This window comes from Kitasatospora sp. NPDC001175 (assembly GCF_053598215.1).
In genome coordinates this window covers 1-12613 of record NZ_JBSFJU010000117.1, presented here as the reverse complement: position 1 = coordinate 12613, position 12613 = coordinate 1, and the positions used below count along the sequence as shown (strand labels likewise).

The following is a 12613-nucleotide window of genomic DNA, read 5'->3' as shown; positions in this document are numbered from 1 at the left end:
GCGACACCCCGGGGGTGTTGTCCACGAAATTGGTGATCAGCCAGTTCAGGTTCTGTGCGGCCTGGCTCATCTGACTCAACTCAACGCTCCTGGTGATCTGGGCCGAACTCGCCGAAGCCTCCGTTGCCCCGAGGGGCGTCGAAGCCGTCGAACCGCTGCGGACGGGTGGGCCGCTGGCCCGGGTGCGCGGCGCCACCGGGGTTACCCGTGGGTGCACCGGTACCGGGGACCGGCGTACCGCCTGCGGGTGTCGTACCGCCCGCGCCGGCCTGGCGGCCCTGCTGGATGCCGCGGCGCAGGTTGGTCAGACGACCGCGGACCTCCTCGGGGGCTCGGGAGACCTGCGGGCCGGTCAGCGGCGCCGCCTCGGCGGTGCCGGAGACCAGGTTGGCCTGCGGCGTACGCCGGGGCAGGCCGGAAAGCGTCATGCCACTGGTCGAGGGCTGGCGGACCTGCTCGGCGCGGCGCCAGCGCTCGTCGTTCGCCGACGGGCGCCACGGGGCCTCGGAGGCCTGACCGGGCTGAGCGGCCGGGCCGGGCTGGCCCTGCTGGCCCTGCTGGCCCTGCTGGTCCGGCATGACCGGACGCGGGCGCTCCTGCTCCATGCGCTGCTGCGGGGCCTGGGCCTGGGGCGGCTGCTGGCCGGCCTGCGGGGCCTGCGGCTGCTGCTGCGCGGCCAGGTCCGCGGGGAAGCCCGGCGCGGTGGTACCGGGACGCTGGGGCTGGTACGTCGGACGCGGGCGGCCGAGCGCCGGCTGCTGGAACTGCCGGCCGTCGCCGATGGTGCCCTGCGGGCCATCGATGCCCGGACCGGTGGGCAGCGCCATCGGCTGCTGCCGCTGCGGGGCCGGACGCTCCTGAGCGGGCTGCGGCAGGTTCGGCTGCGGCTGCCGGCCGTCCGGGACCTGCGGAGCCGAAGCCGCCTGCGGGGCGGCCGGGTTGGGCACGCTCGGGAGGACCGGCTCGACCAGGCCGAGACCCAGCGGGTCACGCGGGTCGATCTGGCTGGCCTCGAACCGCGGCCGGGAGAGCGAACCGCTGGTCTCGGCCGGGGCCGGGGGCTGGGCCGCCTGCTGAGCGAGTGCCTGGGAAGCCTGGGGCTGGGCCTGCTGAACCTGCTGAGCCGGTGCCTGGCCCTGGGCCTGCGGCTGCTGCGCGGGCGGCTGCTGGCCGGCCTGCGGGGCCTGCGGCCGGGCGGCCGGAGCGGGTTGCTGCGGCTGGCCGGGCGCGGTCTGCGGACGACGGTTGGGCAGCTCCTGGCCGGGGCGGCCCTGCTCGCCCCGGGCGGGACGGGTCGGCAGGCCGCCGTTCGACGGCTGCTCGGCCCAACCGTGCTGCGGCTGCTCGGCGTTGGGCCGCGGACGCTCCTGCGCGGGGCCGGGACGGTTGGCCCCGGACCCGGCATCGCCACGGCGCGGCAGACCGCCGCCGGGGCCGGCCGGCGCACCGGAGGCGCCCGGCGTACGGCGGGGCGGCTGGCCGGGGGCAGGGTTCTCGTGCAGCGACTTTCCGACCGAGCGGGTGGGCAGGCCGCCGCCGGCCTGGGGCGCGTTCGGTGCGCCGGCCGGCTGGCCGCCCTGCGGACCGCCCGGCAGGGTGGCCTGGGGGTTGCGGGTGGGCAGGCCGCCGCCGGCCTGGGGCGCGTTCGGTGCGCCAGCCGGCTGGCCGCCCTGCGGACCGCCCGGCAGGGTGGCCTGAGGGTTGCGGGTGGGCAGGCCGCCGCCCGGGCCGGCCGGAGCACCTGGTGCACCCGGCATGCCCGGTGCACCCGGGCGGCTGCCGGCCTGCGGGCCCTGGCCGAGCTGCGGACGGCCGGTCGGGGCACCGCCGGACGGGCCCTGGCCGAGCGCGGCGGCCTGGCGGCCGGACAGCGCCTCGGCGGCACCGCCGCGGCCCTGGCGCGGTGCCGGGGCGACGCCGCGCTGCTGCTTGGCCTGCGCTGCACCGCCTCGGCTGCCGCGCCGGTCGGCCGAGGTGGTGACGTCGATCGGGAGCATGACGAGTGCGGTGGTGCCGCCGGAGTCGCTGGGGCGCAGCTGGATCCGGATGCCGTGACGCAGGGACAGGCGGCCGACCACGAAGAGGCCCATGCGGCGGGAGACGGAGACGTCCACGGTCGGCGGGCTGGCCAGGCGCTCGTTGATCTCCGCCAGGTCGTCGGGGGAGAGGCCGATACCGGTGTCGTGGATCTCGACCAGCACCCGGCCGTCCGGCAGCGCGTGGCCGGTGACCCGGACGCGGGTCTGCGGGCTGGAGAACGAGGTGGCGTTCTCCAGCAGCTCGGCGAGCAGGTGGACGAGGTCGTTGACGACGCGGCCGGCGACCTCGGCCGAGGGGACCGCGGCGAGTTCGATGCGCTCGTACTGCTCCACCTCGGAGGCGGCGGCGCGGAGCACGTCGACCAGCGGGACGGGACGGGTCCAGCGACGGCCGGGGTCCTCACCGGCGAGAACGAGCAGGTTTTCGCCGTTGCGGCGCATACGGGTGGCGAGGTGGTCCAGCTTGAAGAGGCTGGCCAGCTGGTCCGGGTCCGCCTCGCGGCTCTCCAGCTCGGAGATCAGCGACAGCTGGCGCTGGATCAGACCCTGGCTGCGGCGCGAGAGGTTGGTGAACATCGCGTTGATGTTGCCTCGCAGCAGGGCCTGCTCGGCGGCGAGGCGGACGGCCTCGCTGTGCACCATGTCGAACGCGTGCGCCACATGGCCGATCTCGTCGGCCGAGTCGACGCCGACGGGGGCGATGGAGATGTCGACGTCCTGCGGGTCGCTCTCGGAGAGCGTCTTGACCAGTTCCGGCAGTCGCCGCTCGGCGACGTCCTCGGCGGCCGCCTGCAGTCGGGTCAGCGAGCGCACCATCGAGCGGGCCACGATGGCGGCACCGGCGATGGCGACGATGAGGACGAGGGCGATCAGCGAGACGTTGATCACGGTCTCGGTGTCGGCGTCGTCCTGGAGCTGCTGGGCCTTGCCGTTGAGCTGCTCCAGCAGCGAGGACTCGATCTTCTGCTCGGCGGTGATCTTCGCGCTGGCGTCGTCGTACCAGCTCTTGTAGGTGCGGACGTCGCTCTGCTTGATGCCGTTGGTGTTGAGGACGGCCTTGGTGTAGCGCTCGGCCTCGGCGATCACCTGGTTGTAGGTGAGCGGGGCGCGCAGCGCCACGGCCGCGGCGTCGCCGTAGATGGCGGTGAAGTTGGTGTTGGCGTTGTCCTCTTCGGTCTGCAGCCGGATACCGAAGGTCTCGTCCGAGGTGCTCAGGTCCTGGCCGCCGGAGCGGGCGAGCGCGGCGCTGATCAGCGCGCGCTGCATCGAGGCGGCCTCCTTGGCCAGCGAGAACTGCTGCAGGGCCCGGGTCACCTTGACCAGCTCGGTGCTGTTCGAGGCGATCGCGATGTCCTGGGTGATGCCCAGCAGGTCCTTGATGATCACGTCGTAGTTGGTGATCGTGGCCTGGATGTTGTCCTGGTTGGTGTACGCGGTGCTGCGGGCCTCGGAGAGCTGGTTGAGGTCCTTGCGGACCTGGAGCAGCAGCGCCTGGCCACCGGCGAGGTCGAGGTTGTCGAAGTTGTCGGCGCTGGCCGCGAAGGCCTTGCTGAGGGTGTCCGTGGTCTTCCGGGCGTTGAGGACGTCTGGGTCCTGCTGGTTGCTGCTGCTCACGGTCAGCGGACCGGCGCTGATGTCGCGCTCGGTCTGCAGCGCGTTGGCCAGCGCGGTGGCCTTCTGGGCCAGGTCCGACAGGCCGGTCATCTGCGACAGCTGCTTGGAGTTCTGCTCCGAGGACTGGATGCGCAGGCCACCGAGGACCAGGGAGACGACCACGGGGAGCAGCAGCAGGGCGATCAGACGGGTACGGATTCGCCAGTTGCGCATGGCGAACCGGGACATACCGGTGGCACGGCGGCGGTTCAGCGAGCCCCGCAGTCGGGACCGGCGCTTCTCGCCGGCCTGTTCGGCCTCCGGAGCACCGTCCTTGCCCGCGGACTGCTCCGGGCCGGTACCGGCGCCGGTCGCCTGCTGGTCCGGCTCGTTGGCCGGTGCTGCCTGGTGGGGGCCTGCCACGGGCTCGCGCGACTCCGGGTCACCCGCGGCGCCGCTGCCCCTCTTGAAACGTCCCTGCACTGGCGTCGCAACCTCTGGACCGGGCGTCCCTCTCCGCTGTCGCGGACGGGACGGTGTCGAGTTTTTCCGTGGCATTCCAGCACAGCGGGAGAAGTCCAACAAGGGCCGTTACCTGGCGGTGTCCTGAGCTACCGAGCGCATGCAGATTCTCACTGACTGTGTGGTAACCCCACCCGAATACGGTCTTTTTCGGACACTCGCCGGATACATGCCAACTTGGCCGTGGATCGCCAAGAGTCGCAGACGTTCTCATCTGTCCGAAATGCCGCAATTGTCAGGCCGATCGGCGGGGATGAAATGTCCGCAATGCGTATTCTGCTACTCAATTTGTGAGCAAGGTCACATCTGAATGTATAGCTTTGATCGCGGCGCCTGTGGAATGAGATCCCTAATCTGGCTGTGCGGAGCAGTGCACCCATGAGCCTGCCCAAAGTCACGCAGGCCGACTCCTGTGAGCCGGCCCCGAACCCCAAGGTGCTACGCGATGTCCCAGCCGGAGCAGAAGGCCGTCACCACGTCCACGCCCGTCAGCGATGCCACGGCGAACCCGCGCCGGACCACGCTGGCCGCCGCCGAGGGCTACGGGGACGCTCCGCAGCAGGCCGTCTACACGACCGAACTGCCCGCCAGCACCGCCAACCCGCGCCGCACCGTCCTGATGGTCGCCCCGGCGCCGCGCAAGCCGCTGGACTGACCGGCGGGGCGCGAGGGCCCGGAGGGGGCGTCGGCCGCGACCGCGGCAGGCGCCCCTTTTCTCTCCTCCCAGGCCGTGCCGGGAGCGGCGGCCGATTTGTCCGACCGTCCCCCCGGCCGTGCGCGAAGGGCCTGCGGAGGGCCACGCGATAGCCTGGGGAGCGTTCGAGCAGGGCCCGGTAAGGCCGGTGCCCGACTGACCGAGAGGCTCCCAACCGTGCGCATTGCCAGGTTCTCCGTCCGGGAAGGGAGCCCTGCCGCCGGCAGCGTCTCCTTCGGCGTGGTCGAGGGCGACCCCTCCCAGCCCGAGTCTCTGGTGGTCCACGCGCTGGCCGGCCACCCGATCGTCTCCATGCAGCTGAGCGGGGAGAGCTACCGGATGGAGGACATCCGGCTGCTGGCACCGATCCTCCCCAACAAGATCGTCGCGGTCGGCCGGAACTACGCGGCGCACGCGGCGGAGCTCGGCAACGAGGTCCCGGCCGTCCCGCTCACCTTCTTCAAGCCCTCCACCGCGGTGATCGGCCCCACCGAGTCCATCGCGTACCCGCCGTTCTCCTCGGACGTCCAGCCGGAGGCCGAACTGGCCGTGGTGATCGGCCGGATGGGCCGGGAGGTGCCGCTGGAGCGGGTTCCGGAGATCGTCTTCGGCTACACCTGCGCCAACGACGTCACCGCGCGCGACGTGCAGCAGCGCGAGGGGCAGTGGGCGCGGGCCAAGGGCTTCGACACCTCCTGCCCGCTCGGGCCGTGGATCGAGACCGAACTCGACCCGAGTGATCTGGCGATCACCTGTACGGTCAACGGCGACCTGCGGCAGACCGGCCGGACCTCCCTGATGGTCCGTTCGATCGCGGAGCTGATCGTCCATATCTCCGAGGCGATGACGCTGCTCCCGGGCGACGTCATCCTCACCGGCACCCCGGCAGGTGTCGGCCCCATCAACGTCGGCGACGAAGTCGCCGTCTCCATCGAAGGCATCGGCACTCTCACCAACAAGGTGATCAAGCGTGGTTAGCACTGAGCCGGGTACGACCCCGGCCACCCCGAAGGACCCGACCGTCCGAGTCCGCTTCTGTCCCTCCCCGACCGGCAACCCCCACGTCGGCCTCGTCCGCACCGCCCTCTTCAACTGGGCCTTCGCCCGCCACCACGGCGGCAAGCTGGTCTTCCGGATCGAGGACACCGACGCCGCCCGCGACTCCGAGGAGTCGTACAACCAGCTGCTGGACGCGATGCGCTGGCTCGGCTTCGACTGGGACGAGGGTCCCGAGATCGGCGGCCCGCACACGCCGTACCGGCAGTCGCAGCGGATGGACATCTACGCCGACGTCGCCAAGCGCCTGCACGAGGCCGGCCACGCCTACCACTGCTACTGCACCACCGAGGAGCTGGACGCCCGCCGCGAGGCCGCCCGCGCGGCCGGCAAGCCCTCCGGCTACGACGGCCACTGCCGTGAGCTGACGGAGGACCAGGTCGCCGTCTACGAGCAGGAGGGTCGCAAGCCGATCCTCCGCTTCCGGATGCCCGACAAGACCATCTCCTTCGACGACCTGGTCCGCGGCGAGCTGAGCTTCGAGTCGGAGAACGTGCCGGACTACGGCATCGTCCGTGCCAACGGCGCCCCGCTGTACACCCTGGTCAACCCGGTGGACGACGCCCTGATGGGCATCACCCACGTCCTGCGCGGCGAGGACCTGCTCTCCTCCACCCCGCGTCAGATCGCCCTGTACGCCGCGCTGGCCGAGATCGGCGTCGGCAGCGGCGTCACCCCGCGCTTCGGCCACCTGCCGTACGTGATGGGCGAGGGCAACAAGAAGCTGTCCAAGCGCGACCCGCAGGCCAGCCTCAACCTGTACCGCGAGCGCGGTTTCATCCGCGAGGGCCTGCTCAACTACCTGTCGCTGCTCGGCTGGTCGCTCGCCGAGGACCGCGACCTGTTCTCCATGGACGAGCTGGTCGCCGCCTTCGACGTCTCGAAGGTGAACTCCAACCCGGCCCGGTTCGACCTGAAGAAGTGCGAGGCGATCAACGCCGAGCACCTGCGCAGGCTGGCCCCGGAGGACTTCGTCCAGCGCCTGGTGCCGTACCTGCAGGCCCCCGGCCTGCTGCCGGCCGAGCCGAGCGCCGAGCAGCTCGACCTGCTGGCCAAGGTGGCGCCGCTCACCCAGGAGCGGATGGTCGTACTGAGCGAGATCGTCAACATGGCGGGCTTCCTCTTCGTCGACCCGGCCGACTTCAAGGTCCAGGAGGAGGACGCGGCCAAGGCGCTCACCGTCGACGCCCGTCCGGTGCTGGAGGCCAGCATCAAGGCGCTGGAGGGGCTCGGCGACTTCACGCCCGAGCCGATCCAGGCGGTGCTGCGCGAGTCGCTGGTGGACGGTCTGGGCATCAAGCCCAAGTTCGCCTTCACCCCGCTGCGGGTGGCGGTCACCGGCCGCCGGGTCTCCCCGCCGCTGTTCGAGTCGATGGAGCTGCTCGGCCGCGCCGAGACGCTGCGCAGGCTGACGGCCGCCCTGGACCTCGTCCCGACCTCCTGAGCCCCGGCTGCGGGGCGGCTGCGGGCCCGGTCCTGACCTGGCACGCAGCCGCCCCGCCCCCGGCCAGGGGTTATCGATTTTGGACCCAGGCCAGACGTCGGGTAATGTTCTTTCTGCGCCGCCCGGGAGGGAACGGACGAGGGAGTGAAACCCCGTCGGGAACCGAGCGAGAGGCGCAACGCCCGAGGAGAGCTCGCAAGGGTTCAACTCTGGTGGGGTATGGTGTAATTGGCAGCACGAGTGATTCTGGTTCATTTAGTCTAGGTTCGAGTCCTGGTACCCCAGCGCAGTTCAGAATAGATCAAGCCCCCGTTGTGTAGCGGCCTAGCACGCTGCCCTCTCACGGCAGTAGCGCCGGTTCGAATCCGGTCGGGGGTACTGGTTCCGCAAGGAGCCGTTCGGAAAGCCCCCGTTGTGTAGCGGCCTAGCACGCTGCCCTCTCACGGCAGTAGCGCCGGTTCGAATCCGGTCGGGGGTACTGATCCTGCAAGGGATCGCTTAGAAGGCCCCCGTTGTGTAGCGGCCTAGCACGCTGCCCTCTCAAGGCAGTAGCGCCGGTTCGAATCCGGTCGGGGGTACCAGAGCGGCTGGGCCGGTGGGTGGAATCCCATCGGCCGAGCGCTTTGTTGGGGTATGGTGTAATTGGCAGCACGAGTGATTCTGGTTCATTTAGTCTAGGTTCGAGTCCTGGTACCCCAGCCAGAAATTGAGTCCCGGTCGATCCGGGACTTTTTTGTTTTCCCCGGAATGTGCCGGGTCAATGCGGAAGGGCCGCTCCGAATTTCCGGAGCGGCCCTTCCGCATTGCTTTCAGCCGCGGCGCAGTGCCTCGGTGAGCCGGTTCGCGGCCTCGATGATGGCCTGGGCGTGCAGCCGGCCCGGGTGGCGGGTCAGGCGCTCGATCGGGCCGGAGACCGAGACTGCGGCCACCACCCGGTTGGAGGGGCCCCGTACGGGCGCGGAGACGGACGCCACGCCGGGCTCCCGCTCCCCGATGGACTGGGCCCAGCCGCGCCGCCGTACGCCGCTCAGCGCGGTCGCGGTGAAGCGGGCGCCCTGGAGGCCCCGGTGGAGCCGCTCGGGCTCCTCCCAGGCCAGTAGGACCTGGGCGGCCGAGCCGGCCTTCATCGGCAGGGTGCTGCCGACCGGGACGGTGTCCCGCAGGCCGGAGAGCCGCTCGGCGGCGGCGACGCAGATCCTCATCTCGCCCTGTCGGCGGTAGAGCTGCGCGCTCTCGCCGGTGACGTCGCGCAGGTGGGTCAGGACCGGGCCCGCGGTGGCGAGCAGCCGGTCCTCGCCCGCCGCGGCGGAGAGTTCGGCAAGTCGGGGGCCGAGGATGAAACGGCCCTGCATGTCCCTGGTGACCAGGCGGTGGTGTTCGAGTGCGACGGCGAGTCGGTGGGCGGTGGGCCGCGCCAGACCGGTGGCGGCGACCAGCCCCGCCAACGTGGCGGGGCCCGACTCCAGTGCGCTGAGCACCAGAGCGGCCTTGTCGAGAACGCCGACGCCGCTAGTGTTGTCCATGTCTCGATACTGCAGTCTCAGTCCGCGAGACGCAAGTTCAATCCTGCCGGGAAAGCGCCACTCTTGAAGCAGCAGCCCGGGAGAAACCCAGGATCGGCCCCTCGCCAGGGTGTCCACATCCTGGACAACAGATCCGGCGTGCGGGTCCGCCCGCGGAGCCTCACCAGGGCGGCCCGGGAAGCGACCCCGACGACACGAGAAGGCCGGCAGAGCGGCCGGCTGGAGGGAAAGCGATGGGACGGACACTCGCGGAGAAGGTCTGGGACGACCACGTCGTCCGGCGCGCCGAGGGCGAGCCTGACCTGCTCTACATCGATCTGCACCTGCTGCACGAGGTGACCAGCCCGCAGGCGTTCGACGGGCTGCGGCTGGCCGGACGGAAGGTCCGCAGGACCGACCTCACCATCGCCACCGAGGACCACAACACCCCCACCCTGGACATCGACAAGCCGATCGCCGACCCGGTCTCCAAGGTGCAGCTGGAGACCCTGCGCAGGAACGCCGAGGAGTTCGGCGTACGCATCCACTCGCTCGGCGACGTCGAGCAGGGCGTGGTGCACGTGGTCGGTCCGCAGCTGGGCCTGACCCAGCCCGGCACGACCGTGGTCTGTGGCGACTCTCACACCTCCACCCACGGCGCTTTCGGAGCGCTGGCGTTCGGCATCGGCACCAGCCAGGTCGAGCACGTGCTGGCCACCCAGACGCTGCCGCTGGCCCCGTTCAAGACCATGGCGATCACGGTCGAGGGCGAACTGTCCGAGGGCGTCACCGCCAAGGACCTGATCCTGGCCGTCATCGCCAGGATCGGCACCGGCGGCGGCCAGGGCTACGTCCTGGAGTACCGCGGCTCGGTGATCCGCAGCCTCTCCATGGAGGCCCGGATGACCGTCTGCAACATGTCGATCGAGGCCGGCGCCCGCGCGGGCATGATCGCCCCCGACCAGACCACCTTCGACTACCTGCGGGGCCGTCCGCACGCCCCCGAGGGCGAGGACTGGGACGCCGCCGTCGAGTACTGGAAGACCCTGGCCACCGACGAGGACGCGGTCTTCGACGCCGAGGTCTTCATCGACGCGGGCGAACTGACCCCGTTCGTCACCTGGGGCACCAACCCCGGCCAGGGCGCACCGCTCGGGGCCTCGGTGCCGGACCCGGCCTCCTTCGCCGACCCGCAGGAGCGGATCGCCGCCGAGAACGCGCTCAAGTACATGGGCCTGGAGGCCGGTACACCGCTGCGCGAGGTCGAGGTGGACGCGGTCTTCGTCGGCTCCTGCACCAACGGCCGGATCGAGGACCTGAGGGCCGCCGCCGCGGTCCTGGAGGGCCGCAGCGTCGCCGAGGGCGTCCGGATGCTGGTCGTCCCGGGCTCGGTCCGGGTCGCCCTGCAGGCCGTCGAGGAGGGCCTGGACAAGGTGTTCACCACCGCCGGCGCCGAATGGCGGCACGCGGGTTGCTCGATGTGCCTGGGCATGAATCCCGACCAACTGGCGCCCGGTGAGCGTTGCGCCTCCACCTCCAACCGCAACTTCGAGGGACGGCAGGGCAAGGGCGGCCGTACCCACCTGGTGTCACCTCAGGTCGCCGCCGCGACCGCCGTTCTGGGCCGCCTGGCCTCGCCCGCCGACCTGACCGTCCCCGTGGAGGCCTGACAATGGAGAAGTTCACCACTCACACCGGCCGGGCCGTCCCGCTGCGCCGCAGCAACGTGGACACCGACCAGATCATCCCGGCGCACTGGCTGAAGAAGGTCACCCGTTCCGGTTTCGAGGACGGCCTGTTCGAGGCCTGGCGCAAGGACTCGGAATTCGTGCTCAACCAGCCCGAGCGACAGGGCGCCACGGTCCTGGTGGCCGGCCCGGAGTTCGGCACCGGTTCCTCGCGTGAGCACGCGGTCTGGGCGCTGCAGAACTACGGTTTCGCGGCGGTGATCTCCTCGCGGTTCGCCGACATCTTCCGCGGCAACTCGCTGAAGAACGGCCTGCTGACGGTGGTCCTGCCGCAGGAGACGGTGGAGCGGCTGTGGGCGCTCACCGAAGCCGATCCGGCCGCCGAGATCACCGTCGACCTCGAGGCCCGCGAGGTGCGAGCCGAGGGTGTCAACGCCCCGTTCGAGCTGGACGACAATGTCCGCTGGCGGCTGCTGAACGGTCTGGACGACATCAGCATCACGCTGCAGAACGAGGCCGACATCGCGGCCTTCGAGCGCACTCGCCCGAGCTTCAAGCCGCGTACGCAGCCGGTCGCCTGAGCGCGCCCTTTCTGACGGTCCGACGGATGGCCCGCTCCCTATCGGGGGGGCGGGCCATCCGCTGTTCCCGCCCTGAGTTCGGGTCTCACGCGGGCTCGGGATACTTGCCGGGATTTGTCGGAGAGGGGTGCGGACAGCGCAACTCTGTACAGATGGCACAATCGTTGCATGCACTGGCACCGTGAACCTCCGTACGAGGGTGGCGAACCCGCGTCGACGGAGGGGACGGACGGTGTCGCCGAGAGTCGAATTGACGATCGGCAGGACGACCAGACCTCACCTGCTGAGGAACCGGACGAGCCGGAAGTCGCAGCGCTCTACGCGCTTGTGGCCGAGCGGTTGAAGCAAGCCCATGCACGCGTTCATGCGCTGAACGTGTCAGCAGAGGCAAAGACCGCTCTCACCCGTCAACTGTTGATGGTCACGGAGACCGCCAAGCGTGATCTTCCGGAGGCGGCAAGGCGGTTGAGTCGCTTTGTGCAAGACCTCGACGAGGGGCACCTGCCTCTCGGCTGAGGTCGCCGACGCGCAAATCCATTGCGACACTAGGGTGATTCGCGCGTTTGGTAATTGAAAGTCCGCAGATACATACCTAACGTGCGAAAAGAACGGATGGAATCATCCGGCGCCCGTTTCCGAAGGGGAAGACGTGAACAAGGCTCAGCTTGTCGAAGCGGTGGCCGAGCAGCTGGGTGGTCGCAAGGCTGCCGCAGAGGCCGTCGATGCAGTGCTCGACACGATGGTGCGTGCCGTGGTGGCTGGAGACCGGGTTTCGGTCACCGGTTTCGGCACCTTCGAGAAGGTGGAGCGCTCCGCGCGCTTCGCCCGTAACCCGCAGACCGGCGAGAGGGTCAAGGTCAAGAAGACCTCGGTGCCGCGCTTCCGTCCGGGCCAGGGTTTCAAGGACCTGGTCAGCGGCTCCAAGAAGCTGCCGAAGGAAGGCCCCTCGGTGAAGAAGGCCCCCAAGGGCTCGCTCACCCCGGGTAAGGCCGGCGTCGCCGCGACCCCGGCCGCCAAGCGCGCCGCGGCCAAGCGTGCCGCCGCGGCCACCGCCCCCGCCAAGAAGGCGGCGGCGAAGAAGGTCACCGCCGCTGCGGCGAAGAAGGCCGCCCCGGCTGCGGCGAAGAAGGCCGCCCCGGCTGCCGCGAAGAAGGCCGCGGTCAAGAAGACCACCGCCACCAAGACCGCTGCGGCGAAGAAGACCACCGCCACCAAGACCACCGCGGCGAAGAAGACCACCGCCACGGTGGCCAAGAAGGCGGCGGCGGTCAAGAAGACCGCTCCGGCGAAGAAGACCACCACGCGCAAGACCACCGCGCGCAAGTCGACCGCCAAGTAAGGTCCGGCAGGTTTTCCGGGCGGTACCAGCGGACGGCCGGATCGGCCGTGAGCCGTGGCGCGTCCCGGCGGATCGGTCGTCCTCATGGAACGCCCGGTCCTGCGGAACTGCCGTACCCGTGGCCGGTGTCCACACGGGCCCCTCGCCCGGGACAG

General features: G+C 70.6%; 9 protein-coding genes, 5 tRNA genes and 1 pseudogene. 12 read left to right on the top strand and 3 right to left on the bottom strand.

What is annotated here, in order from left to right; all coding sequences use genetic code 11:
- Both ACWDAK_RS38835 and ACWDAK_RS38830 read right to left on the bottom strand, forming a co-directional pair.
- Nucleotides 1–70, bottom strand: a pseudogene (locus tag ACWDAK_RS38835) (roadblock/LC7 domain-containing protein); the annotation flags it as partial.
- 10 nt (nucleotides 71–80) lie between these two features.
- A complete protein-coding gene (locus ACWDAK_RS38830) occupies nucleotides 81–4055 on the bottom strand; it encodes a sensor histidine kinase (protein WP_427394438.1) in 3975 nt (1324 codons plus the stop codon).
- A 544-nt stretch (nucleotides 4056–4599) separates the two neighbouring features.
- Between ACWDAK_RS38830 and ACWDAK_RS38825 the strand changes: the two genes are divergently transcribed.
- From ACWDAK_RS38825 to ACWDAK_RS38790, 8 genes are all read left to right on the top strand, one after another.
- Nucleotides 4600–4809, top strand: coding sequence for a hypothetical protein (locus ACWDAK_RS38825; protein ID WP_344639865.1), 210 nt, complete (start codon nucleotides 4600–4602; stop codon nucleotides 4807–4809).
- 216 nt (nucleotides 4810–5025) lie between these two features.
- Nucleotides 5026–5826 (top strand): fumarylacetoacetate hydrolase family protein, encoded by an 801-nt coding sequence (locus ACWDAK_RS38820; protein WP_344639864.1) that lies wholly within the window; start codon nucleotides 5026–5028, stop codon nucleotides 5824–5826.
- Entirely contained in the window at nucleotides 5819–7348 is a 1530-nt protein-coding gene (gene gltX / locus ACWDAK_RS38815; protein ID WP_344639863.1) for a glutamate--tRNA ligase, read from the top strand. Before ACWDAK_RS38820 ends, gltX begins: the two co-directional genes overlap by 8 nt.
- Nucleotides 7349–7561: 213 nt before the next feature.
- Nucleotides 7562–7633, top strand: a tRNA-Gln gene (locus ACWDAK_RS38810).
- Nucleotides 7634–7653: 20 nt separating this feature from the next.
- Nucleotides 7654–7726, top strand: a tRNA-Glu gene (locus tag ACWDAK_RS38805).
- 27 nt (nucleotides 7727–7753) lie between these two features.
- Nucleotides 7754–7826: transfer RNA gene (locus ACWDAK_RS38800), tRNA-Glu, on the top strand.
- A 27-nt stretch (nucleotides 7827–7853) separates the two neighbouring features.
- Nucleotides 7854–7929 (top strand) — tRNA-Glu (locus tag ACWDAK_RS38795).
- A gap of 46 nt (nucleotides 7930–7975) precedes the next feature.
- Nucleotides 7976–8050 (top strand) — tRNA-Gln (locus tag ACWDAK_RS38790).
- 107 nt (nucleotides 8051–8157) lie between these two features.
- On the opposite strand, the gene ndgR is transcribed toward ACWDAK_RS38790, so the two are convergent.
- A complete protein-coding gene (gene ndgR, locus ACWDAK_RS38785; RefSeq protein ID WP_030275730.1) occupies nucleotides 8158–8871 on the bottom strand; it encodes an IclR family transcriptional regulator NdgR in 714 nt (237 codons plus the stop codon).
- Nucleotides 8872–9104: 233 nt separating this feature from the next.
- On the opposite strand from ndgR, the gene leuC reads away from it, so the two are divergent.
- From leuC to ACWDAK_RS38765, 4 genes are all read left to right on the top strand, one after another.
- Complete coding sequence (leuC, locus tag ACWDAK_RS38780) at nucleotides 9105–10520, top strand: 3-isopropylmalate dehydratase large subunit (protein ID WP_427394439.1); 1416 nt, start codon at nucleotides 9105–9107, stop codon at nucleotides 10518–10520.
- 2 nt (nucleotides 10521–10522) lie between these two features.
- Complete coding sequence (gene leuD / locus ACWDAK_RS38775) at nucleotides 10523–11119, top strand: 3-isopropylmalate dehydratase small subunit (protein WP_344639861.1); 597 nt, start codon at nucleotides 10523–10525, stop codon at nucleotides 11117–11119.
- A 168-nt stretch (nucleotides 11120–11287) separates the two neighbouring features.
- Nucleotides 11288–11635, top strand: coding sequence for an SCO5555 family protein (locus ACWDAK_RS38770; RefSeq protein ID WP_425557819.1), 348 nt, complete (start codon nucleotides 11288–11290; stop codon nucleotides 11633–11635).
- Between the two features lie 133 nt (nucleotides 11636–11768).
- A complete protein-coding gene (locus ACWDAK_RS38765) occupies nucleotides 11769–12458 on the top strand; it encodes an HU family DNA-binding protein (RefSeq protein ID WP_344639860.1) in 690 nt (229 codons plus the stop codon).
- The last annotated feature ends 155 nt before the right edge of the window (nucleotides 12459–12613 follow it).

Coding starts and splice junctions, on each gene's coding strand:
- ACWDAK_RS38825 (WP_344639865.1), top strand. CDS start 4,600: ATGTCCCAGCCGGAGCAGAAGGCCGTCACCACGTCCACGCCCGTCAGC.
- ndgR (WP_030275730.1), bottom strand. CDS start 8,871: ATGGACAACACTAGCGGCGTCGGCGTTCTCGACAAGGCCGCTCTGGTG.
- leuC (WP_427394439.1), top strand. CDS start 9,105: ATGGGACGGACACTCGCGGAGAAGGTCTGGGACGACCACGTCGTCCGG.
- leuD (WP_344639861.1), top strand. CDS start 10,523: ATGGAGAAGTTCACCACTCACACCGGCCGGGCCGTCCCGCTGCGCCGC.
- ACWDAK_RS38770 (WP_425557819.1), top strand. CDS start 11,288: ATGCACTGGCACCGTGAACCTCCGTACGAGGGTGGCGAACCCGCGTCG.